Source organism: Ideonella dechloratans, from assembly GCF_021049305.1.
GTDB lineage: Bacteria > Pseudomonadota > Gammaproteobacteria > Burkholderiales > Burkholderiaceae_C > Ideonella > Ideonella dechloratans.
This window is the reverse complement of sequence record NZ_CP088081.1, coordinates 966,863-990,393: the sequence shown is the minus strand read 5'-3', so window position 1 is coordinate 990,393 and position 23,531 is coordinate 966,863. Positions and strand designations below refer to the sequence as shown.

The 23,531-nt window shown below is 70.4% G+C and carries 18 protein-coding genes and 1 other RNA gene; 10 read left to right on the top strand and 9 right to left on the bottom strand.

The window, feature by feature from the left end; genetic code table 11:
* Positions 1–20 precede the first annotated feature (20 nt).
* Complete coding sequence (locus LRM40_RS04640) at positions 21–1,694, bottom strand: OFA family MFS transporter (protein WP_151122189.1); 1,674 nt, start codon at positions 1,692–1,694, stop codon at positions 21–23.
* Between the two features lie 152 nt (positions 1,695–1,846).
* On the opposite strand from LRM40_RS04640, the gene LRM40_RS04635 reads away from it, so the two are divergent.
* On the top strand, positions 1,847–2,929 hold the full coding sequence (locus tag LRM40_RS04635) for a substrate-binding domain-containing protein (protein ID WP_151122190.1): 1,083 nt from the start codon (positions 1,847–1,849) through the stop codon (positions 2,927–2,929).
* On the opposite strand, the gene glk is transcribed toward LRM40_RS04635, so the two are convergent.
* The 5 genes from glk to rnpB form a co-directional block, all read right to left on the bottom strand.
* Positions 2,902–3,960: a glucokinase gene (glk, locus tag LRM40_RS04630; RefSeq protein ID WP_151122191.1), complete on the bottom strand. Its 1,059-nt coding sequence runs from the start codon at positions 3,958–3,960 to the stop codon at positions 2,902–2,904. The genes LRM40_RS04635 and glk overlap by 28 nt on opposite strands.
* Positions 3,961–4,066: 106 nt before the next feature.
* Positions 4,067–6,910, bottom strand: coding sequence for an ExeM/NucH family extracellular endonuclease (locus tag LRM40_RS04625; RefSeq protein ID WP_151122192.1), 2,844 nt, complete (start codon positions 6,908–6,910; stop codon positions 4,067–4,069).
* A 204-nt stretch (positions 6,911–7,114) separates the two neighbouring features.
* Positions 7,115–8,164 (bottom strand): carbonic anhydrase, encoded by a 1,050-nt coding sequence (locus LRM40_RS04620; RefSeq protein WP_231067726.1) that lies wholly within the window; start codon positions 8,162–8,164, stop codon positions 7,115–7,117.
* A 38-nt stretch (positions 8,165–8,202) separates the two neighbouring features.
* Positions 8,203–9,453, bottom strand: coding sequence for a multidrug effflux MFS transporter (locus LRM40_RS04615; protein WP_151122194.1), 1,251 nt, complete (start codon positions 9,451–9,453; stop codon positions 8,203–8,205).
* A 39-nt stretch (positions 9,454–9,492) separates the two neighbouring features.
* Positions 9,493–9,891: RNase P RNA component class A (gene rnpB, locus LRM40_RS04610), an RNA gene on the bottom strand.
* Between the two features lie 147 nt (positions 9,892–10,038).
* Between rnpB and cysK the strand changes: the two genes are divergently transcribed.
* The 8 genes from cysK to LRM40_RS04570 all read left to right on the top strand — a co-directional run bounded on the left by cysK (position 10,039) and on the right by LRM40_RS04570 (position 18,283).
* A complete protein-coding gene (gene cysK / locus LRM40_RS04605) occupies positions 10,039–10,962 on the top strand; it encodes a cysteine synthase A (RefSeq protein ID WP_151122195.1) in 924 nt (307 codons plus the stop codon).
* A 195-nt stretch (positions 10,963–11,157) separates the two neighbouring features.
* The gene (locus tag LRM40_RS04600; RefSeq protein ID WP_151122196.1) at positions 11,158–11,988 is read left to right on the top strand and encodes an ABC transporter ATP-binding protein; all 831 of its coding nucleotides are present in this window, start codon (positions 11,158–11,160) and stop codon (positions 11,986–11,988) included.
* Positions 11,978–12,874: an ABC transporter permease gene (locus tag LRM40_RS04595; protein WP_151122197.1), complete on the top strand. Its 897-nt coding sequence runs from the start codon at positions 11,978–11,980 to the stop codon at positions 12,872–12,874. Before LRM40_RS04600 ends, LRM40_RS04595 begins: the two co-directional genes overlap by 11 nt.
* On the top strand, positions 12,871–13,971 hold the full coding sequence (locus tag LRM40_RS04590; RefSeq protein WP_231067725.1) for an ABC transporter permease: 1,101 nt from the start codon (positions 12,871–12,873) through the stop codon (positions 13,969–13,971). Before LRM40_RS04595 ends, LRM40_RS04590 begins: the two co-directional genes overlap by 4 nt.
* A 46-nt stretch (positions 13,972–14,017) precedes the next feature.
* Positions 14,018–15,025 (top strand): ABC transporter substrate-binding protein, encoded by a 1,008-nt coding sequence (locus tag LRM40_RS04585; protein ID WP_151124684.1) that lies wholly within the window; start codon positions 14,018–14,020, stop codon positions 15,023–15,025.
* Positions 15,026–15,100: 75 nt separating this feature from the next.
* Positions 15,101–15,766 carry a TetR/AcrR family transcriptional regulator gene (locus LRM40_RS04580; RefSeq protein WP_151124685.1) on the top strand — a complete coding sequence of 222 codons (666 nt, stop codon included), beginning with the start codon at positions 15,101–15,103 and terminating at the stop codon, positions 15,764–15,766.
* Positions 15,763–17,610: an AI-2E family transporter gene (locus tag LRM40_RS04575; protein ID WP_151124686.1), complete on the top strand. Its 1,848-nt coding sequence runs from the start codon at positions 15,763–15,765 to the stop codon at positions 17,608–17,610. The genes LRM40_RS04580 and LRM40_RS04575 overlap by 4 nt, the downstream gene beginning before the upstream one ends.
* A 46-nt stretch (positions 17,611–17,656) precedes the next feature.
* Entirely contained in the window at positions 17,657–18,283 is a 627-nt protein-coding gene (locus LRM40_RS04570; RefSeq protein WP_151124687.1) for a LysE family translocator, read from the top strand.
* A gap of 39 nt (positions 18,284–18,322) precedes the next feature.
* Here LRM40_RS04570 and LRM40_RS04565 read toward each other — a convergent pair whose 3' ends face one another.
* The 3 genes from LRM40_RS04565 to LRM40_RS04555 all read right to left on the bottom strand — a co-directional run bounded on the left by LRM40_RS04565 (position 18,323) and on the right by LRM40_RS04555 (position 22,649).
* Positions 18,323–19,393 (bottom strand): acyltransferase family protein, encoded by a 1,071-nt coding sequence (locus LRM40_RS04565; protein WP_231067724.1) that lies wholly within the window; start codon positions 19,391–19,393, stop codon positions 18,323–18,325.
* Between the two features lie 191 nt (positions 19,394–19,584).
* Positions 19,585–20,658 (bottom strand): acyltransferase family protein, encoded by a 1,074-nt coding sequence (locus LRM40_RS04560; RefSeq protein ID WP_151124689.1) that lies wholly within the window; start codon positions 20,656–20,658, stop codon positions 19,585–19,587.
* Between the two features lie 104 nt (positions 20,659–20,762).
* Complete coding sequence (locus LRM40_RS04555) at positions 20,763–22,649, bottom strand: ABC transporter ATP-binding protein (RefSeq protein ID WP_151124722.1); 1,887 nt, start codon at positions 22,647–22,649, stop codon at positions 20,763–20,765.
* Between the two features lie 172 nt (positions 22,650–22,821).
* Between LRM40_RS04555 and LRM40_RS04550 the strand changes: the two genes are divergently transcribed.
* A complete protein-coding gene (locus LRM40_RS04550; protein ID WP_151124690.1) occupies positions 22,822–23,514 on the top strand; it encodes an alpha/beta family hydrolase in 693 nt (230 codons plus the stop codon).
* Positions 23,515–23,531 lie beyond the last annotated feature (17 nt).

Below are 23,531 nucleotides of genomic sequence, written 5' to 3'. Positions count from 1 at the left end.
GGCCACTCGATGGAAGACACTCAGTTGAAGAACTTGCCGGCGCTCAGCAGCGTGCGGTAGACACCCCAGGCCAGGGGCAGCCCGACGGCCAGCCAGGCCAGCGCGACCCAGACGACGGGCGTCTGGTGGAAGGTCATGGTCACCGGGCCGGCGGCCGAGGCCTGGGCCTTGTCATGGGCCAGGCGCTTCTCCTCGGCCAGTTCGGCCTCGCTCATGAAGTGCTTGTCGGCCACCGGACGCACCAGCCAGTTGCAGATCAGGCCGATGACCAGCATGCCCACCAGGATGTACATGGTCTGGTTGTAGACCTGGTCGCGCGGAATGCCCAGGCCCAGCTGGTAGTCACGCATGTAGTTGACCACCACGGGACCCAGGATGCCGGCCGTGGCCCAGGCGGTGAGCAGGCGGCCGTGGATGGCGCCCACCATCTGGGTGCCGAACAGGTCGGCCAGGTAGGCCGGCACCGTGGCGAAGGCCCCGCCGTACATGCTCAGGATGATGCAGAAGGCGCCCACGAACAGCAGCTTGTTGCCCGCCGCCGCACTGGCCGGGATGCTGAAGTACAGCAGGCCGCCCAGGATGAAGAAGACCGTGTAGGTCAGCTTGCGGCCGAGCTTGTCGGACAGGCTGGCCCAGAAGAAGCGGCCCACGATGTTGAACAGGCTCAGCAGGGCCGCGAAGCCCGCGGCCACACCGGCAATGGCGGTGAGCTGGGTCTTGTCGAGTTCACCGAACTTGGCCGGCACACCGATCAGGCTGCCGCCGAACACTTCCTGCAGCATCGGGCTGGCCATGCCGATCACGCCGATGCCGGCCGAGACATTCATGGTCAACACCATCCAGACCAGCCAGAACTGCGGGATGCCCCAGACCTTCTTCACGTACACATGGCCGTGGGTGATCATGGCCTTGGTCTGGCCCTGGACGGGCGGCGTCCAGCCCGCGGGCTGCCACCCGGAGGCGGGAATGCGATAACCGAAAGCTCCGACGAGCATGGCCACGATGTACAGGCAACCCATGACCGCGAAAGTCTCCCAGACACCGACGCTGGTGGGCGTCGCAAAGTGTTTCATCAGCTCGGCGGCCAGGGGAGAGCCGATCATCGCGCCGCCGCCGAAGCCCATGATGGCCATGCCGGTGGCCATGCCCCGCTTGTCCGGGAACCACTTGATCAGCGTGCTGACCGGCGAGATGTAGCCCAGGCCCAGACCGATGCCGCCGATGATCCCGGAGCCCAGGAGCATCATCCAGAACTGGTGCGTGTACACGCCCAGGGCGGAGAACAGCATGCCGCCGCCCCAGCACAGGGCCGCCAGCACACCCACCTTGCGGGGGCCGACGCGCTCGAGCCAGCCACCCCAGATGGCGGCCGACAGGCCCAGGAAGACGAAGAACAGGGTGTACATCCAGCCCAGTGTGGAGATGGGCCAGTCGCAGCTGGTGGTGAACAACTGCTGGAAGAAGCCGACCTCGGGGCCGCACTTGAGGGCCTCCTTGATGCCCAGCGCCTTCGACAAGGGCAGCCAGAACACCGAGAAGCCATAGGCCATGCCGATGCACAGGTGGATCGCCAATGCGGCCGGTGGCACCAGCCAGCGGTTGAAGCCGGGGGCGGCGATGATGCGTTCTTTCGACAGGATCCCAGCATCCTGGTGGTGGACGGGGGTGGCCCCCTGGGTGAGCACCGACGACATCTTGTCTCCTTTGTGTAGTGGCTGGCCGCGATCCGGTAGAGAATGCGGCGGATGCATTTCGGCCCACACATGCTCTCGGCGTTTGGCGTCTCGCGCAATATGAACCGATGGGGCCGATGCAATGGCAGTTCGCTTCCTAAGCAGCAACCCTGATGAAGCAGGTTTCCATCCGCCCCGTGTGGACGATCCAGGATGCCGGCGGCCCCCCGCTGCCCGCCCGCCTGATCGAGTTGCTGGTGCAGGTGGCTGAGACAGGCTCCTTGCTGCTGGCCGCGCGTTCGCTGGGCCTGTCCTACCGCCGCGCCTGGGATCTGGTGCGACAGGGCGAGCAGCAGTTCGATGCCCAGCTGCTGGTGATGGAGCGCGGCCGCGGCTCCACCCTCACCGACCTGGGGCAGCGCATCGTCTGGGCCGACAAGCGCATCCACGCCCGCCTGAAGCCTGCGCTGGAATCGCTGTCGTCCGAACTGGCCGAGGAACTGCGCGGCGCCCTCAGCGAAAGCCCGTCTGCCTTGCGCATCCACGCCAGCCACGGCTTCGCCATCGAGCGCCTGATCGAGCGTCTGCATGCAGACGGCCTGAAGCTGGCCGTCAACTACGCCAGCAGTTCCGCGGCGGCCGCGGCCCTGCGCGAAGGCGACTGCGACGTGGCCGGCCTGCACATTCCCATCGGCCCCATGGAGGACATGGCGCTGGCGCATTACCGGCCCTGGCTGTCGGGCATGGCCTTGAGCCTGGTGGACATCGCCACCCGCCGGCAGGGGCTCATGGTGCGCCCGGGCAACCCCAAGGAGTTGTTCTCGCTGGCCGACCTGGCCCGGCCGTCGGTGCGCTTCATCAACCGCCAGGTGGGCTCCGGCACGCGGCTGCTGCTCGAGGGGCTGCTCAAGGCCCAGGACATCGCCACCACCCGCATCGCCGGCTTCGAGCAGGGCGAATACACCCACGCGGCGGTTGCGGCCTATGTGGCCAGCGGCATGGCCGACGTGGGCTTCGGTCTGGAGCCGCCGGCCCGCCAGTTCAAGCTGGACTTCGTGCCGATTGCCACCGAGCGCTACTTCCTGCTCTGCCGTGACGACGTGATGGACAGCGCGGCCCTGCAGACGGTGCTGGCCGCCCTGCGCGAGCCGGCCTTCCGGGCCCGCCTGGCCGACCTGCCCGGCTACGACCCCAGCGCGGCGGGCACCGTCACGCCGCTGGCGCAGGCCTACCCGGCCATCGCCCAGGAGGCCTGAGCCGGGCCCGGCCGGGCCGACTGTTCCAGCGCCAGGGCCCCGCCGGCCAAGGCCGCCAGCGTGTCGGTGATGATCGCCACCGGCACCGCGGCCAGGTAGTCGGCAAAGCGGCCCTTGGCCAGCATGCGCTCCCGAAAGCGCGAGCAGGCGAAGAAGTCTCCCAGGCGCGGCACGATGCCGCCGCCGATGTAGAGCCCGCCGCGCGCGCCCAGGGTCAGCACCACGTTGCCGGCCACGCCACCCAGCATGGCGCAGAAGTGCGCCAGCGTCTCGCGGCACAGCGGATCGGCCGCTTCGGCCAGCCCGTGGCTCACGATCTGTTCGGCCGACAAGGCCGGCACCGCCCGCCCCTGCACTGCCGCCACCGCCTGGTGCAGCAGCGGCAGGCCCATGCCCGAGAGCAGGCGCTCGGCCGAGACATGGCCGTGGCTGCGGCGCACCCAGGCCAGCAGTGCGGCCTCGTCCTCGTCGGCAGCCGCCAGGGTGACATGACCGCCCTCGCCCGCGATGGCCGCCCAGCCGGCCACGGTGGGCAGCACGCCGCCCACCCCCAGCCCGGTGCCCGGGCCGATCACGGCCAGCGTCTGCGCAGGGTGCTCCCCCGGCGCCAGCCAGCCGGCGGGTGTGTGGCGCTGGGCCGGGCCCAGCCGTGGCAACGACAGGGCCAGGGCCTCGAAATCGTTGAGCACCAGCAACCGGTCCAGGCCCAGCGCGGCCTGCAGGCCCTGCGCCGAGAAGCGCCAGGCGCTGTTGGTGAAGCTCACCTCGTCGCCGGTGACCGGCGTGGCCACCGCCAGCGCGGCCGCCGCCAGGCCCTCCCGGGCCAGGTCGGCGCTGTCCTCCTGGGCCAGGCCCGCCAGGTAGGCCCGGATCGCCTGCTCGGGGCCGGCATGGTCGGCCACGGGCAGGCGCTGCACATGGATGGCCGGTTCGCCCGGCGCCGTCACCAGACCGAAGCGGGCGTTGGTGCCGCCGATGTCGGCCACCAGCCAGGGCCGGGCCGGGGTGGCGCAAGGGGTCGCAGAATCCATGGGAGGGCCCACCGCAAGAGAAAAGAGGGACCGTCCCATGATACGGGGACGGTCCCTCTTCCAACGGCCTCTCGCGTGAAGGGCGCCCGCGGACGCCCTCTCGGCCTCAGTGCACGCTGGCGCGGCTGCGCTTGCCGGCCTTCAGGGCCGGAGCGTCCACCAGCCACAGGTCGCGGGCCGGATCGATCTGGCTGCTGGCCAGGCCGATCAGGGCGGCCACCACCTTGTACTTGCCGCTGTTCGGGTTGTAGACCTGCACATGCACGCCATCGGCATGGTTGCGCAGTTGCACCACGCGGTCGCCGATCGGGTCGCTGCCGGTGTAGCCGATGCTGGCCAGCAGCGTGCGCAGGTCCAGCACATCCTCGCCCGGGGTGAAGTCGGTGATGGTGTCGCGGGCATCGCCCAGGGCCGTCAGGCGGAACTGGTCGTGGCCGGCGCCGCCGGTCAGGGTGTCGGCCTTGCCACCGGCGATGAACAGGTCATCGCCCGGGGTGCCCACCAGGGTGTCACGCTTGCCGGTGCCGGTGATGGTGTTGAGCAGGCTCAGGGCCATCACCATCGGGTCGTGGTCCGAGGAGCGGTAGGCGGTGGCGGTGTAGTAGTCCGGGCCGCAGGTGGCGCAGGCGGGCTGCTTGTACTCCAGGTTGTAGTCGATCACCGAAGGCTCGTCGGCGTTGATGTGCCACTCGACCGCATCGGTCACCTTGCCCGACAGCGAGGCGGTGGCGAAGCCGTGGTCCAGACGGCCCGAGGCGCCGTCGAAGACATAGGAGTAGCCGAAGCTGTTGTAGCGGCCGATCTGGTCCACGAAGCCCGAGGAGGTCAGGGTGGCGACCGGGTCTTCCTGGGCGTAGGAGTTGAAGTCGCCCAGCAGCACGGCGTCGCTCGTGCCGGCGGCATCGGCCAGCGTGCCCACCCAGGTGGACAGGCGCTCGGCCTGCTGCACGCGCAGCGCGTTCCAGCAGCCCTGGCCGTCACCGCTGTCGAAGTTGCCGGCGTAATCGCTGTCACCGGCCGAGGGGCAGCTGCCCTTGGACTTCAGGTGGTTGACCACCAGGGTGAAGCGCTGGCCGTTGAGCGCGGCGAAGGTCTGGGCCAGCGGCGGGCGGTTGTTCACCGGGTCGGTGTCGGACTGGGCTTCGCCCACGCGGCTCAGGCGGGCCGGCTTGTAGATCATCGCCACCTTGATGGCGTCGCTGCCGGTGCCGGCGGCCGGATCGGGCACGATGGCGTAGGTGCCCGGGCCCACCTTGGCGTTGAGGGCATCGACCAGGTTCTGCACCGCGGTGGCGCCGTTGTTCTGCATCTCCATCAGGCCCAGGGCGTCGGCGTCGATGGCGGCGATGGCGGCCACGATCTTGTCGCGCTGCCGGGTGAACTCGGCGATGTTGCTGGCGCCGCGGCAGTTGCCGGCGGAGACACTGCCGTCCAGGCTGCAGCCCTGGCCGCTCTGGCCGTCGGCGGTGCTGCCGTCGGTGAAGGTGGTAAAGAAGTTCAGCACGTTGAAGCTGGCCACCTTGAGGTTGCCCCCGACGGTGACGGGTGCCTCGGTGCGGGCGTTGTCGCGGCTGAAGATCACCGGCTCAAGGGCCTGGATCTTGTAGTCACCGGCGCCGGTGTTGCTGGAGGTGGCCAGGCCGTAGTCGACCACGCCGGTCACGCTGGTGGTGGTGTCGCCCGCGCGCAGGGTGTTGTCCACGCCGATGAACGGAGTCGGGTTGGGGTTCTGCAGCGAGCTGCCGTCGTCAAGGATGATGCGGCGGCGGGCATTCTCGTCGGCCAGGGCCAGGGCCTCGTCCGAGCCGGGGCGGTAGCGGTTGGTCGGGGTCTCCATGCGGCCGCCCACCGACAGGGTCACTTCACCGTAGCGGCCCTGGAAGTAGTTCTGCGACACGGTCAGCGGGCCCTGCAGGGTCACCAGCATGCCCTCGTAGCGCTCCAGGTCGTCGTTGACGGCCTCGGGCAGGGTGACCACCAGCGGGGTGATGGTGTTGCCGCTGCTCAGCACGCTCAGGGCGGTGGGGCCGGTCAGCTCGGTGACGGTGTGGGCCGCGGTGTCCGCGTTGTTGCTGGCACCCACGTTGTACTCGGTCACGGTGGCGGTCAGCTGCACCCAGTCGCCCGTGGTCACCGTGGGGGTGGTGCGGGTGTAGACGAAGACGCCGTCGGAGGTGGCCTCGTCACCGTCGCCGGCCGGGTCCTGCATGAAGAAACCGTTTTCCATCACCAGGGTCACGACGCCGCTGGTCCGGACCGACTGGCCCAGCAGCGGGCTGGTGCCGGTGCGGCCCTGGATCTGCGGAATGGTGGCGGCCACCGGGCCCGGCGCGGCACCGCAGGTGCCCAGCGGGCTGGCGCTGTTGCGCGGGGCCGGGGTGCCGGTGGCGAAGTCGTTGGCGTTGTTGTCGCTGTCGGTGCAGCCCGAGGCCGCACGCAGCAGCGCGCTGGTGTTGGACGGCGCGGTGGCCACCGCGCCCTCGAACCAGTTGGCCGAGCCGAAGCCCACCAGGTCCACCAGGGCGCTGCTGCTGGGCGTGGCGCCGCTCAGGGCCACGGTGCTGTTCAGCAGGGCGACCTTGCCGCTGCTCGCGCTCATCGCGATGGTGCCGGTGGCGTCCGGCGTGGGCAGGCTGTCGGTGCCGCCGCTGCCCTGGGCTTCCTGCACCAGGAAGTACTGGCCCGGCTGCAGGGTGACCGCCGGCAGCGTGGTGACCTGCCAGGTGCCGGTGCCGGTGCTGGAGTTGTACTGCAGCGACCAGCCGGCCAGCGACACGGCGCTGGTGCCGGCGTTGTAGAGCTCGACGAAGTCGTTCTTCAGCGTGGCGCCGCTGTTGCCGCCCCCGCCGTAGAACTGGCTGATGACCACGCCGGAGGTGGAGGCCTGGGCCAGCGGTGCGGCGCAGACCATCAGGGCCGCGATGGCGGCGGCAAGAGGATGGAGTTTCATGAAGCAGAAGGTTGGAGCGGTTGGAATCGCTCGGGGCCCTCGTGGAGCACCCGGCGTGAGGCTCCGCAGCTTCGAGACCCGGGATGACCGGGCCGTGTCACCCTGTTGACGACAGGGTGGTGCCCGGCATGGCCCGCCTGGCCGCTCAGATCACAGCCGCATGAAACATGCAGCGATCCATGACCCTCCGGCCGCGATCCTGCCTCACTGGCCGTCCTTGATCAGCCGCCCGTCGGCCGCCTGCACCGGCCTGGCATTCATGGGATACAAACGGGCGAAGATATCGATTTGGGTCTGCGACAGCGCCACCGGCTGCTTCATCACCAGCCACAGCACACCCTCGGTGCACGGCGGCGTGGTGAGCGAGCCCATGTAGGTCAGGTAGTGCGGGTCCTTGGGCAGCAAGGCCGGCAGGTCGATGGGCACGGGCGAATCCAGGCTGGTGCCGCGCTCCAGCGGCAGCGCATTCCAGACCGCCTGGATCTGCGGCTGGGGCTCGCCCCGTTGCAGCAGCACCGCCACCACGGCCAGATGGCCCTGCGCGTCCTTGTGGACCAGGTGGATCACCATGTCGAAGCTGCGACCGTTGATCCGCTCCTCCGAGGGCTTGTGGAAATGAAACTGCACCAGGTCGTAGCGGTGGCCGTTGACCGTGATGCTGTTGCCCGCGGCCGGGTTCACCTGGATGGTGTGGCCGTTGTCCAGCACGTTGAAGCCGCTGGGTCGGTAGTCGAACTGGATGGGCGGCAGCTGCACCGGGATGCCGTCGCGGATGTCGATCGGGCTCTGGCGATGGCCGTTGCCGCACAGCGCGTACTCGGGCGACAGACGAGCCCAGGCCATCGGCCCCTCGGCACCGTCGTAGGCCCAATGCGGCGCGTGGTGCTCGCCATGGACCACCGGCTCGGGTGGATCTTCCTGGGCCGCCTTGCGGGCCGGCGGCTTGCCGGCGGCCTTGGCCTTGCGGGTCGGGGGCGGCTCGCCCTCGGTCTTGTTCTCCACCCGCACCACATAGGGGGTCGGGCTTCCGGGCGCCTTGCTCGCGCCCAGCTTCTCCGCCAGGCGCTCGCGCAGATCGTCCATGGTCATGGGCTTGCGCGCGGCGCCGGAGGCCGCCGAGGCGGGCGCGGCCTCTGCCGCTGCGTGCTCGTGCGTGCCCGCCGCCCGGCAGGACAGGGCGGTGGCCAGTGCCAGCGGGGCCAGCAGCCAGGCCGCGCCGCGTCCAGGGACGAAGAAGGGGGTGGAAGCGCTCATGACCGGCATATCGGCCGGTCGATGCCCCCGCTTGAGCGTCAGCCCGCGCGCACCACCGCAGCCACCGGGGCGCCGTGGCCCCCCTGCGGCAGGCGGGGCCGCACCCACGCCCAGGCCAGCAGGCCGGTGGCCATCAGGCCCAGCGAGGCCCAGGCCAGGCCCATCAGCGAGTGCATGACCAGGGGCGCCAGGGCCCCGGCCACCAGCGCATTGGCCACGCTGCCGATGCAGGCCTGCAGCGAGGACGCCATGCCGCGGCGCTCCGGCGCCTGGTCCAGCACCAGCAGGGTCACCACCGGCACCATCATCGCCCAGCCCAGCGAATACACGCCCAGGATGGGCAGGGCCCACCAGGGGCTCACCGGCACCAGCGCGTTCAGCCCCACGTTGAGCAGGCCCACGCCGCCCATGATCTGGAAGCCATGGCGCACCTGCCGGTGCGGGGAGATGCGACCGGCCAGCCGCCCGGACAGCCAGGCCCCGGCCATGATGCCGCCGATGGTCATCAGGAACAGGTAGAAGAACCGGGTGGGCGGCAGGTGCATGTGCTCGCCCAGGAACACCGGGGCCGACAGCACGTAGAGGAACATGCCGTTGAAGGGCACGCCCGAGGCCAGGCACAGGGCCATGAAGCGGGCGCTGCCGCCCAGCTGCACATAGCCGCGCATCAGGTGGCCCACGCTGAAGGGCTGACGCTGCGCCGGGTCCAGGGTCTCGGGCAGGCGCGCGCCCATCAGCAGGGACAGGCCCAGGCCGATCAGCGCCAGCAGGCCGAAGATGCTGGGCCAGCCCAGCCAGACGAAGAGCTGGCCGCCGATGATGGGGGCGATGGCCGGGGCCAGGCCGAAGAACAGCGTGACCTGGGACATCACCCGCTGGGCCTCGTGGGGCGGGAACATGTCACGGATGACCGCCCGCGACACCACCATGCCCGCGCCGGCCGACATGCCCTGCAGGGCCCGGAACAGCAGCAGCTGGCCGATGGACTGCGACAGGGCGCAGCCCAGCGAGGCCAGCGCGAACACCGTCATGCCCACCAGCACCACCGGCCGGCGGCCGAAGCTGTCGGCCAGGGCGCCATGGAACAGGTTCATCAGCGCGAAGGCCAGCAGGTAGGCCGACAGCGTCTGCTGCATCTCCACCGGCGTGGCGCCCAGCGACTGGGCAATGCCGGCGAAGGCCGGGATGTAGGTGTCGATCGAGAAGGGCCCGATCATGCTGAGCGTGGCCAGCAAGAGGGCCAGGGTCCAGCGGCGGCCGGGCCAGAGTTGGGAGGCGTTCGGGTTCATTCGGCAGGCCGGCGCGTGCGCGGGATCGTCATCGGTAAAAAGTGAAGCAGACCGATAGGCCGGATTCTGTGCGCCCGCCCGGCTTGCGCCGGACGGGCGTGACCGCCATTCCTCTGGGCCGGGGTGTTGCCACCCTGGCTCGATGCCACCTACCCGCCAGCTCAGCGAGCCGCGTCAAAGCTGGCCTATTTGGTGTTGCTGCGCGTAGAGATTGCCGCGTTTCACCCGGCGACGTCGGAGCGCGGCATGCCGTCTCCCAAGAAGGCTTGCGCCTTCCGTCGCCGACTCGTCTCTGTGGCTCTGATCCGCACCTCGCGGTGGACGGGCGTTACCCGCTACGCTGCTCTGTGCAGTCCGGACCTTCCTCCAGTGCGGCCTTTCGGCCCGGCGCTTGCGCGCCGCCTTGCGGATTGCACCAGCGGCGGTCTGGTCTGCTTCACCCGGCCATTGTCCCATGCTTTGGGAATTCCCTTGCGCCCGGCAGCCCTCCACATAACTTGCAGTCAGAAGCTCATGGGAGACAGCGCGCGGGCCTTGCGGCATCATCGTCCGCACCTCATCGGGCCCATGGCCCTGGAGACACGAATGAAAGCCAACAACGTTCTCGCCACGATCGGCCACACGCCGCACATCCGCATCAACCGCCTGTTCGGCCCCGAGGCCCAGGTCTGGATCAAGTCCGAGCGCAGCAACCCCGGTGGCTCCATCAAGGACCGCATCGCCCTGGCCATGGTCGAGGCGGCCGAGGCCAGCGGTGCGCTGAAGCCCGGTGGCACCATCATCGAGCCCACCTCCGGCAACACCGGTGTCGGCCTGGCCATGGTGGCCGCCGTCAAGGGCTACAAACTGATCCTGGTGATGCCCGAAAGCATGAGCCTGGAGCGCCGCCGCCTGATGCTGGCCTATGGCGCCAGCTTCGACCTGACGCCCAAGGAAAAGGGCATGAAGGGCGCCATCGCCCGGGCCGAGGAGCTGGCCGCCAGCACGCCCGGCGCCTGGATCCCGCAGCAGTTCGAGAACCCGGCCAACATCGACGTGCACCAGCGCACCACCGCGCAGGAGATCCTGGCCGACTTCCCCGAGGGCCTGGACGTGCTGATCACCGGCGTGGGCACCGGCGGTCACCTCTCCGGCGTGGCCAGCGTGCTGAAGGCGAAGTGGCCGCAGCTCAAGGTGTTTGCCGTGGAGCCCTCGGCCTCGCCGGTCATCAGCGGCGGCCAGCCCTCGCCCCACCCCATCCAGGGCATCGGCGCGGGCTTCGTGCCCAAGAACCTGAAGACCGAGCTGCTGGACGGCGTGATCCTGGTCGAGGGCGACGACGCCAAGGAATACGCCCGCCGCAGCGCCCGCGAGGAAGGCCTGCTGGTGGGCATCTCCAGCGGCGCCACGCTGGCGGCCATCGCCAAGAAGCTGGCCGAGCTGCCGGCCGGCAGCCGCGTGCTGGGCTTCAACTACGACACCGGCGAGCGCTATCTGTCGGTGGACGGCTTCCTGCCGGTGGGCAGCTGAGCCCCTGATCGGAAAAGGGGGCGGTGCCCCCGTCCCCGCACCAAAGCGGCGCTGAAGCGCGGGGAAAGCGCCTCAGCGCTGTGCAGCGCAGGCCCCGGCAGGCGGACAGGCCTGCGGCGCAGGCATGGCACGGAACTGGCTTGAGGACGGTAAACCTGGCCAATTGGTCAGCTTCCGGACCTCCAGCGCAGTTGCATGATCGCCGAGCCTCTTCCCGTCTCCGAGCCGGTCCCCACGCCGGCCGCCCCGCCCCGTGACGCCATCCGCGTGCGGGGCGCCAGCGTCATCTACCCCGGCGCGGACGCCCCGGTGCACGCCCTCAAGGACGTGGACCTGACCATCCGCCAGGGCGAGTTCATCTCCCTGATCGGCCCCTCGGGCTGCGGCAAGACCACCCTGCTGCGGGTGATCGCCGACCTGGAGCCGCTCTCCTCGGGCCAGATGTGGGTCAACGACATGAGCCCGCAGGACGCCCGCATGGCGCGCTCCTACGGCTATGTCTTCCAGGCCCCGGCCCTCTTCCCCTGGCGCACGGTGCTGGCCAATGTGATGCTGCCGCTGCAGATCCAGGGTCGGCTGCCGGCCCAGTGCGAGGAGATCGCCCGCGAGCAGCTGGCCCGGGTGGGCCTGGCCGGCTTCGAGAAGAAGTACCCCTGGCAACTCTCCGGCGGCATGCAGCAGCGCGTGTCCATCGCCCGGGCGCTGGGCTTCGAGCCCCGGCTGCTGATGATGGACGAGCCCTTCGGCGCGCTCGACGAGATCACCCGCGACGGCCTGAACGTGCAGCTGCAGGACCTGTGGCGGCGCGAGCAGCGCACCGTGGTCTTCGTCACCCACTCCATCGCCGAGGCGGTGTACCTGTCCACCCGCATCGTCGTGATGTCGCCGCGGCCCGGCCGCATCGTGAAGATCATCGACTCGCCGCTGCCGGCCGAGCGCACGCTGGCGATGCGCGACACCCCGGAATTCACCGCGCTGGCCCACGAGGTGCGCGAAGCCCTGGCCGACGGACACCATGAGCACTGACGCCCTGCACCGCCGGGTGCTGCCGGTGATGGTGGTGGGCGCGGTGATCCTGGTGCTCTGGTACGCCGCGGCCATCGGCCTGAACGCGCCGGGCACCATCGAGCGGGTGCTGGCGCCCCAGGGCGCCTGGACCTGGACGGACCTGCTGCGGGCCACCCTGGCCATGCAGCGCCCGGTGCTGCCCGCGCCGCACCAGATCGCGGCCGACCTCTGGTCCGGCCTGGTCGACTGGCCGGTCGATTCGCCCCGCAGCCTGTGGCTGCACACCGGCGTGACCGGCGAGGCCACGCTGCTGGGCTTCGCCGCCGGGGCGCTGCTGGGCATGCTGCTGGCCGCCGCCATCGTCCACTCCCGCACGCTGGAGCGCGCCCTGCTGCCCTGGGTGGTGGCCTCGCAGACCATCCCGGTGCTGGCCGTCGCGCCCATCGTCATGGTCATCCTGGGCAGCCTGGGCTTCGAGGGGCTGATGCCCAAGGTGGTCATCGCCACCTACCTCTGCTTCTTCCCGGTGACGGTGGCCATGGTGCAGGGCCTGCGCGCGCCGCAGCGCCTGGAGCTGGAACTGATGCACACCTACGCCGCCAGCCGGGCCCACACCTTCTGGATGCTGCGCCTGCCCGCCTCCCTGCCTTTCCTCTTCCCGGCGCTGCGCGTGTCGATGGCCGCCGGCCTGGTCGGCGCCATCGTGGCCGAGCTGCCCACCGGCGCCCAGGCCGGCCTGGGCGCGCGCCTGCTGACCAGCTCCTACTACGGCAACACGGTGGCCATCTGGTCGGCGCTGGTGATGGCCTCGGTGCTGGGCCTGGTGCTGACCGGCGCCATCACCCTGCTGGAAAAGGCCGTGCTGCGCCGCATGCGGCCGGCCCCGTCGCGGAGCGGCGCATGAACACCCTGAACCTGTCCACCCCGTCGCCCGCCGGGCTCCGCCGCCCCGGCTCGCTGGCCGCCGTGCTGGCCCTGGCCCTGACGGTGCTGGCCCCCAGCCAGGGCCTGCTGCGCCCGCTGGCGGATGGCCTGCTGCTGCTGGCGGCGCTGGCCGCGCTGCGCCCGGCCAGCGGCCCGGTCCGCGGCGCCCTGTCCCTGGGCCTGATCGCCGCGGCGGCCGTCGCCCTCTTCCTGGCCCTGCCCACCCCGTTGCAGGGCGGCGACGGGCTGCGCCTGCTGGCCATCCTGGCCCTGGCCCAGTGCAGCGTGCGCCAGCTGGCCGAGCAGCCCGACAGCCGCTGGAGCGGCCCGGCCACCGCCGGCCTGTTCGGCCTGTGGCTGCTGTACCTCTGGGAGCTGGGCGTCACCGTCTTCGAGGTGCCCCGGGTGCTGCTGCCCGCGCCCTCGCTGATCGTGCAGGCCCTGTGGGACAACACCGCCACGCTGGGCGGCGACTTCGTGCAGACCGTTCTGAAGTCAGTGCTGATCGGCTATCTGCTGGGCAACGGCCTGGGCGTGCTGACCGGCATCGCCATCGACCGCGCGCCCTTTCTGCAGCGCGGCCTGCAGCCGGTGGCCGCGCTGACCAGCACCGTGCCCCTGGTGGGGGTGGCGCCCATCGCGGTGATGTGGTTCGGCTTCTACTGGCCGTCCAAGGCGGCGGTGATCGTGCTGATGACCTTCTTCCCGGCGCTGATCAACACCCTGGCCGGGCTGGAGGCCGCCGGCAAGCTCGAGCGCGAGCTGATGCACAGCTACGCGGCCGGCTACCGCCGCACCCTGCTGTGGCTGCGCCTGCCCACCGCGCTGCCACACATCTTCGGCGCGCTCAAGGTCAACGCCACGCTGTCGCTGATCGGCGCCATCGTGGCCGAGTTCTTCGGCTCGCCCACGGCCGGCCTGGGCTTTCGCATCTCCACCGAGGCCGCACGCATGAACATGCCCCTGGTCTGGGCCGCCATCGTGGTGGCCGCCCTCACCGGCTCGGGCCTCTACGCCCTGCTGTCGCGGCTGGAACGCCGGGTCAACTTCTGGCACCCCGCCTTCCGCTCGCGTTGATTTCCCCTCCCCATCACCCACCCACTCCACACGAGGAGCTTGTTCGATGATTGCTTCGATCCCGATGATCCGTCGTTCGCTGCTGGCCCTGGCCGCCGGTGCGCTCTGCCTGGGCGCCCAGGCGGCCGAGAAGGTCACGCTGCAGCTGAAGTGGGTGCCCCAGGCCCAGTTCGCCGGCTACTACGTGGCCGCGGCCAAGGGCTACTACAAGGCCGAGGGCCTGGACGTGACCATCAAGGCCGGCGGGCCGGACATCTCGCCGGTGCAGGTCATCGCCGGCAAGTCGGCCGACGTGGTCGTCAACTGGATGCCCGACGCCCTGGCCGCGCGCGAGGCCGGCGTGCCCCTGGTCAACATCGCCCAGGTCTTCGACAAGTCGGGCCTGATGCTGACCTGCAGGAAGTCCGCCGGCGTGAGCAGCCCCAAGGACCTCAAGGGCAAGACCCTGGGTGTCTGGTACGGCGGCAACGAGTACCCCTTCCTGAACTGGATGACCAAGCTGGGCTACAAGCCCGGCAGCGACATCAAGATCCTCAAGCAGGGCTTCAACGTCGACCCGCTGCTGCAGAACCAGGCCGCCTGCATCTCGACGATGATCTACAACGAGTACTGGCAGGTCATCGATGCCGGCATCAAGGAAAGCGACCTGACCACCTTCTTCTACGAGAAGGAGGGCGTGGCCTCGCTGGAGGACGGTCTCTACGTGCTGGAGCCCAACCTGAAGGACAAGGCCTTCGTCGCCAAGATGGCCAAGTTCCTCAAGGCCAGCTTCAAGGGCTGGAACGACGCGGTGAAGAACCCCGAGGAAGCGGCCAAGATCGTGGTGGCCCAGGACGCCTCGGGCAGCGCCACGCTGGCGGTGCAGAAGCGCCAGATGGAGAACGTCGCCAAGCTGATCAGCAACGCCGGCACGCCCAAGATCGGCTACCTGGACCCGGCCGCCTATGAGCGCACGGTCAAGGTGCTGCTGAGCGGCGGCAGCTCGCCGGTGATCAAGAAGGACCCGGGCGCCGCGGCCATGACCCACGCCGTGTGGGACGCCGCGCAGAAGTAAGCCGTAAGCCGCCCGGCCCGCTGCGCCACGGTCGTCCGGGGCCCCGCCGCGGCGGGGCCCTATGATCGCGTCCGCATGAGCCTCTCCGCCCTCGCCCCCCACCGCCCCGCTGCGGCCGAAGACGGCCGCAAGGGCCAGATCCGCCAGGCCAACGAAGCGGCCATCCTGCACGCGGCCGAACAGGTGTTCGCGCGGGCGGGCTTCGAGGGGGCCACCATGGCCGAGATCGCCGAGCAGGCCGGGCTGCCCAAGGCCAACCTGCACTACTACTTCGGCGGCAAGAAGGGCCTGTACGAGGCGGTGCTGGCCACCGTGCTGCGCGACTGGCTCACCCCCACCGATGCCATCACCGCCGAGGCCGACCCGCGCGAGGCGCTGAGCCGCTACGTGCGCGCCAAGATGGCGCTCAGCCGCGAGCGGCCCGCCGCCTCCCAGGTCTTCGCCAATGAGCTGCTGCACGGGGCCCCGGTGGTGGGCGAGCTGCTGCGCAGCGAACTGCACCATCTGGTGGCCGGCAAGGCCGCCGTCATCGACGGCTGGATCGCCGCCGGCCGCATGGCCCCGGTGGACAGCACCCACCTGTTCTTCTCGATCTGGGCCATGACCCAGACCTACGCCGACTTCGACGTGCAGGTGCGGGCCGTGCTGGGCCGCACCGAACTGACCCCGGCCGACCATGCCCGGGCCGAGGCCCATGTGCTGGCCATGGTGCTGCGGGGCTGCGGCCTGCTCCCGCCATGAGCAGCGCCGAGCATCCGCGCGGCGAAGCCCTGGCCCTGCGCATCCTGGCCGCGGCCGCCATCCTCGGCCTGATCGTGCTGGGCCGCGATGTGCTGGTGCCCATCGCCCTGGCGGCGATGGCCGCCTTCGTGCTGGCGCCCGTGGTGCGGCAGATCCGCCGGCTGGGCCTGGGCCAGACGGGCGCCTCGCTGCTGACGCTGGGCCTGGTGGCCCTGCTGGCCGTGGGCGTGGCCGGCGTGCTGGCCCTGCAATTGGCCAGCCTGTCGAACAACCTGCCGCGCTACCAGGCCCATCTGCAGGACAAGGTGCAGGCGGTGCGCCAGCTCAGCCTGGGCCCGCTGGGCGCGCTGGGCGACCTGGGGCTGCGCCTGACCCCCACCCCCGCGGCTTCCCGGGACACTGTGCCCGGCCCGCTGGAAGCGATGCCGGTCGACGCGCCGACCGTGCAGTCGCCCACGGCCCTGCTGACCCATCTGCTGGCCAGCCTCTGGGGCCCGCTGGGCACCATCGGCGTGGTGGCGCTGGTGCTGGTCTTCCTGCTGCTGGAGCAGGATGCCCTGCGCGACCGCCTGCTGCGCCTGGCCGGCGGGCAGGACCTGCGTGCCGCCACCGTGGCCTTCGACGACGCCGCCCAGCGCCTGTCGCGCTATTTCGCCTCGCAGTTCGCGGTCAATGCCGGGGTGGGCCTGGTGACCTGGGCCCTGCTGGCGGCCATCGGCCTGCCGCAGCCGGCGGTCTGGGCCGTGCTGGCCGCCCTGCTGCGCTTCGTGCCCTATGTGGGCTACCCGGCGGCCGCGCTGGCCGCCGCCGCCATGGCCGCGGCGGCCGAGCCCGGCTGGGGCCTGGCCGGCGGCACGCTGCTGATCCTGGCCGTGGTGGAACTGGTCGCGGCCAACGCCGTCGAGCCCAACCTCTACGGCCACAGCACCGGTCTGGCCCCCTTCTCGGTGGTGGTCTCGGCCATCTTCTGGGGGGCCGTGTGGGGCCCGGTGGGGCTGCTGATGTCCACCCCGCTGACCCTGTGCCTGGTGGTGGCCGGCCGGCATGTGCCCGCGCTGTCCTTCCTGGACCTGCTGCTGGGCGACACCCCCGCGCTGACGCTGGCCCAGCGCTTCTACCAGCGCAGCATCACCGGCAACCTGGTGGAGATCGTCGCCGACGCCCAGGCCTACCTGAAGAAGCACCCGCTGGCACGCTACTTCGACCAGGTGGCGCTGCCCGCCTTCGAGCTGGCCCGGGCCGATTTCGAGGCCGGCCTGATCAGCGAATCCCAGCAGGCCAAGGCGCGGGCCGCCATCCAGGAGCTGTTCGACACCATCGCGGGCGATCCGACCCGGCCGCACCGCCGCGGCCGCCGCCGTCCGCCCAGCGTGCTGGAGAGCGGCCGCATCGGGCTGGGCCTGCGCCAGGCCCGGCTGCAGGCCAGCGGGTGGCGCCCGGGGCCGGAGCATGCGCCCCGGGGCTCGGTGACCCTGTGCCTGAGCAGCGGCAGCATCCGGTCGGAACTGGTGGCCGAGCTGCTGGTGCGCGTGCTGTGCCACCAGGGCCTGGACGCGCGCCACTTCACGCTGGACGAATGCGTGACCCCCAAGGACCCGGAGGCGCTGGACGCGCTGGGCCTGGTCTTCCTGGTCGAACTGCCGGAGGCCGACAGCCCGCAGGGCCACCGCGTGCTGCAGGCCCTGGGCGTGATCCGCCAGCGCGGCCTGGCGCGGCTGGTGCTGCTGCGCCCCCGCATCGGCAACGCGGACACGGCACCGCCGCCCGGAGCGCCCTGGCACTTCGACGCCAGCGCGGATTCGCTGGAAGCGGCCGTGGCCTGGGTGGATCCCAAGGCACGCTGAGCCCTGCGCCCGGCACGGCAGCGGCCACAGCCCTTATGCTCACGGCATGCTGAGCCCTGAACAGTTCTTCGCCTTCCTGCTGGCCGCCCTGCTGATCACCGCCTCGCCCGGCCCCGACAACCTGATGGTGCTGGGCATGGGCATCTCCAAGGGGCGGCGCCAGGGCATGGCCTTCGGCCTGGGCTGCGCCCTGGGCTGCCTGAGCCACACCGTGCTGGCGGTGGCCGGCGTCAGTGCGCTGATCGCCGCCTCGCCACTGGCCTTCACGGCCCTCAAGGTCTGCGGCGGCCTGTACCTGGTGTGGCTGGGCGTGCAGGCCCTGCGCAGCCGCGGCGGCACCCAGGTGCAGGCCGTCACCGACAGCGAGCCCTCGCTGCTGCGCCTGTTCCTCAAGGGCGTGCTCGCCAACGCCATCAACCCCAAGGTGGTGCTGTTCTTCCTGTCCTTCCTGCCCCAGTTCGTGGTGGCCGAGCACGGCCGGGTGGGGCTGCAGATCGCCCTGCTGGGCCTGACTTTCACCGCCCAGGCCGCCCTGCTGTTCGGCCTGCTGGGTTATTTTTCGGGCGCCATCGGGCAGTGGATCCAGCGCCAGCCCCGGGTGGGCCTGTGGCTGGACCGGGTGGCCGGCGCGGTCTTCGTGGCCCTGGGCCTGCGCCTGCTGGTCACGCGCTGACCGGCGAGGGGGCCTGCGCGGCCCCGGCCCGGCAAAGGCTCAGGTCGCCACGGGGCGTCTGAAGCCGGCGAAGGTCTTGAGCCGGCGAAGGGTCGGCGCCTCGACCAGGTGGTAGGACAGCACGGCCAGCGCCAGGGTGATCAGGCCGCCCAGCGCGAAGTTGAGGTACCAGACGCGCGGAACCCAGCCCACGGAGGCCACCGCCTGCTGGACGGCAAAGCCGTAGAGATAGATGCCGTAGCTGAACCGGGCCCCCGAGGCGTAGACACCCCGTCGCGGGTTCCGCAAGCCCAGGTACACGGTGGCGTAGGCGACCGGCAGCGCGGCGAGATGGTCGCCCCCGGGGACCACGCCCAGCAGCAGGAGCGAGGCCGCCAGCGACAGCCCGAACAGCCTCGGACAGTAGGGCATGCGGTCCCGACACAGGTAGAGCCAGGCCCCGGCCAGGAAGCAGGACATCAGCAGGTAGCCGGACACGGGACCGGGTGGCACGGGCACCCAGCCCTGCGCCCGGACCTTGTACAGGAACAGGCCCGCACTGCTGAGCAGCGTGAGCAGCAGCAGGCACGTCGCCCGGCCTCGCGTCACCACCGTGGCCACCAGCACCAGCAGCAGGTAGCAGCCCAGCTCGAAAGGCAGGGTCCAGAGCTGGGTGTTGACGGTGCGCGGGTGGGGATTCGCGCCGAACACCCCTGGAAGCTCGAACGAGATGCTGCAGCCCGTGGCATTCAGCAGGTACCGGGCCAGCAGGGGGTCGGTCAGGTAGTGGGATGTGCTGAAGACCGTGAAGGCCGGCCCGATGACGAAGCTGAACACCAGGACGGCCGCCACCAGCGCCGGGTAGATCCGCAGGGCGCGCTGCCACAGGAACTGGGCCATCCCCGGCGCCTTGACGAAACTCGCCGTCACCAGGAAGCCGCTGATCGCGAAGAACATCGGCAGCTTGATCCGCACGAAGGGACGCAGCACCGAGCTGAAGAGCTCATCGCCCGCCGCCAGGCCGTGAGCAATGTCGACGGAATGCACCATGAGCACGCCGATCGCCAGGGTCAGGCGCAGGACATCGAAGCCGCTGGCCCGTCCCCGGGTCTCGTCGAGCCTCTGCGTCAATGTGCACTTCACGGCCGCTCCCGTGGCAATGGCTTCTGCAGCACCTGCAGCAGACCCTGCCAGAGCGACAAGCCCGACCGTCAACCGCACCCGCGCTTCATACCCTCATCAAGCCTCTCCTGACAATGCTCACAAACGTGGGGGGACACCCGCCGGGCGCCCCTGCGCCGGCGGGAAGGGCTGCGGGCCGCTCAGACCGGGGCCGGGCGCCGCAAGGCGCTCCAGTGCTTGAAGCGGAGCATGGGCTTCTCGACCCAGTACCAGGAGAAGGCCGCGAACGCCGAGGTCACCAGACCGGCCACGACGAAGTTGACATACCAGAGCCGAGGGATCGCCTCGATGCTGACCACGGCCTGCTGCACCACGAAGCCGTAAAGGTAGATGCCGTAGGAGAAGTCGGCACCCTGCACCAGCTTGATGCGGCGCGGGTTCAGCAGGCCCAGGTGCGCGGTGGCATAGGCCACGGGCAGGGGCGCCAGAAAGTCACCGCCCGGCACCACGGACAACAGCAGCAGGCTGGCCAGCAGCGTGCCCCACAGCAGCGGACGGCTGTAGGGAATCACCTCCCGGTACAGATAGGCCATCACCCCCGCCAGGAAGCTGGCCACCAGCAGGTAGCCCGACACCGGGCCGATGGGCGTGAGGGCCAGGCTCTGGCTGAAGGATTTGTAGAGAAACAGGCTCAGGCTGATCACCACGATGGAGAGAATGCCCATCGCGCGGCGGTTCTTCAGCCCCGCCAGAGCCAGCACCGCCAGGGTCAGGTAGCAGTACAGCTCGAACGGGACGGTCCACAACTGGGTGTTCACCGTGTTCGGATGCGGGTTGTCGTTGAAGACGCCGGGCAGCAGGAAGGAGATGTGGCCGGTGGCGTTGACCAGGTAGCGCAGGAACAGCGGATCCGAGAAGTACTGGCCCAGCGTGTAGCTGGTGAAGATCGGCCCCAGGATGAAGGCCGAGAGCAGCACCTCGACCGTCAGCGCCGGGTAGATGCGCACCGCCCGCATCCACAAAAAAGTGCCGATGCCCCGGCTGCGCAGCAGGCTCCCGGCCACCAGGAAGCCGCTGAGGGCGAAGAACATCGGCAGGATGGCCCGGATGAAGGGGCGCAGCCAGGAGCCGAACAGGGCATCGTTGGCCGGCAGGCCGTAGGTGGTGTCCACCGAATGCACCAGGAGCACGGCCACCGCCAGGGTGAGTCTCAGGTAGTCGAAACCGGAGGCCCGGCCCCCGGTTTCCTCGATCCGCTGTGCCAGCGTTGTCATGGCTCCCCCTTCGATCCACCGTCGCGGTGGTCAAAGAGCATGAGCTTCTCCGGGCAAACCCCCTCAGGACAAGCCCGGTGATGCAACGCGGCGCAAGCGCTGTATCAGGCTGTGCGAACCACCTTCGCGGGCCTCGGGTCGACGTCCTCCACCTCGTCCTCCTCGCCCAGGAAGCCGCCGCTTTGGTGGGCCCAGAGCCGGGCGTACAGGCCGCCGCGCGCCAGCAGTTCGGCATGGCTGCCCTCCTCCACCACGCGGCCGGCGTCCATCACGATCAGCCGGTCCATGGCGGCGATGGTGGACAGGCGGTGGGCGATGGCCACCACCGTCTTGCCCTCCATCAGCTTGTAGAGGCTGTCCTGGATGGCCACCTCCACCTCGCTGTCCAGCGCGCTGGTGGCCTCGTCCAGCAGCAGGATGGGCGCGTCCTTGAGCATCACCCGGGCGATGGCGATGCGCTGGCGTTGGCCGCCGGAGAGTTTCACGCCGCGCTCACCCACCTGGGCGTCGTAGCCCTGGCGGCCCTTGGGGTCGCTCAGCGTCTGGATGAAGGCCGCGGCCTCGGCCCGCTCGGCCGCCGCCTTCATGGCGGCGTCACCGGCGTCGGGCCGGCCGTAGAGGATGTTGTCGCGCACCGAGCGGTGCAGCAGCGAGGTGTCCTGCGTGACCATGCCCACCTGGGCCCGCAGGCTGTCCTGCGTCACGCCGGCGATGTCCTGGCCGTCGATCAGCACCCGGCCGCCCTGCACGTCGTGGAAGCGCAGCAGCAGGCTCAGCACCGTGCTCTTGCCCGCGCCACTGCGGCCCACCAGGCCGATCTTCTCGCCCGGCCGGATGGTCAGGTCCAGGTGGTCCACCACCGGGCGGCCCGTGTCGGACTCGCCGTAGCGGAAGGTGACGTCCTCGAAGCGGATCTCGCCGGCGGTGACCCGCAGCGGCTTCGCCCCGGCGGCATCCACCACGCGGCGCGGCCGCGCCAGGGTGCCGATGCCGTCCTGCACGGTGCCGATGTTCTCGAACAGCGAGGCCATCTCCCACATGATCCAGTGCGAGATGCCGTTCAGGCGCATGGCCATGGCGGTGGCCGCCGCCACCGCGCCCACGCCCACCTCGCCCAGGGTCCAGCGCCACAGGGCCACGCCGGCGATGCCCAGGATCAGCAGCACGCTGAGCAGATGGATGACCACCTCGAACCAGCTCACCAGCCGCATCTGGCGGTGCACGGTGCCCAGGAACTCCTGCATCGCGCCCTTGGCATGGGCGGCCTCGCGCCGGTCGTGGGCGAAGAGCTTGACGGTGGCGATGTTGGTGTAGGCGTCGGTGATGCGGCCGGTCATCAGCGAGCGGGCATCGGCCTGGTTCTTGGACACATGGGCCAGGCGCGGCACGAAGACCCGCATGGCCACCAGGTACAGCGCCAGCCAGCCACCCAGCGGCACCAGCATCCAGGCGTCGAAGCCGCCCACCACCGCCATCAGCGTGACGAAGTAGATGATGATGAAGACCAGGATGTCGCAGACGGTGAACCAGACGTCGCGCACCGCCAGCGCGGTCTGCATCACCTTGGTGGCGATGCGGCCGGCGAACTCGTCCTGGAAGAAGGCCATGCTCTGGCCCAGCATCAGGCGGTGGAAGTTCCAGCGCAGGCGCATCGGGAAGTTGCCCGCCAGCGCCTGGTGCTTGAACATGGTCTGCAGCGCCACGGCCAGCGTGCTGGCGGCCAGCACGGCCCCCAGCGCCAGCAGGGTGTGGCCCTCGCGCGCCCACAGCTCGGCCGGCGGGATGCCGGCCAGCCAGTCCACCAGCTTGCCCAGCAGCGAGAACAGCCAGGCCTCGAACACGCCGATGATGGCGGTGAACAGCGTCATGCCGGCGATGTAGCGGCGCACGCCGTGAGTGGCCTGCCACAGAAAGGGCCAGAAACGGGTGGGCGCGGGACCGGATTCCGCCACCGGGAAGGGGTCGACAAGGCGCTCGAAACGGTCGAACAAGGACAAGGGGATTCCCTTCGGAAGAACGGGGCCGGATGGGCCAAGACAGACGGCCGCGGATGGCGGCCAAGCCCTCTAGCGTAGCGTGGAAGGGTGACGCTGTCTTGGCGGTGGGCTTCATCCGCCTGGATGGCTGCGGGATGGCCGGGCCGCTGCTAGCATGCGCCGCGCCATGCTGCCCGCCAGACGCCCCACCCCACGTGCCACCGTCCTGCTGATGGTGGGGCGGGACGACTGGCAGAAGGACGAACCACTGAACATCCAGCTGCTGGAGCGCCTGCGGCGGCCCGGACTGAGGGTGGTCTGGGAGGACCGGGCCACGGCCTGGGTGCATGCCTGGCTGGACTGGACCCGCCGGTACCCAGGCCTGCCAGGCCGGCTGCGCCATCTGGGGCTGCGCGCCGCGCAGCTGGCCTACGCGGTGATGCATCCCTCCTACCTGGGCTACCTGCGGCGCCGGGGCAGGCGCACGGTGGAGGGCCGCTGCGCCAGCCTGACCCACACCGTGCGCGCGCTGGCCCGACAGGGCGAGGTCATCGTCTTCGCACGCTCTTCAGGCGGGCGCGTGGCCTCGCTGGTGGCCGATGGGCTGGCCCTGTCGCACATCGTCTGCCTGGGCTACCCCTTTCGCCACCCTGAGGCGGGCGACGAACCCGAGCGCTACCGCCACCTGGCCACGCTGCGCACGCCCATGCTGATCGTCCAGGGCCGGCACGATGTCTATGGCGGTGCCGAGGTGGCTCTGCGCTACCCCTTGAGCCCGCAGGTCCGCCTGCGGGTGGTCGAAGCCGACCACGACTTTCACCTCGACGCTGCGCAGGCCGACCAGATCGTGGCCCTCATCGAGGCCGAACTCGGCTGGTGAGCCGCGACGCGGCGCCC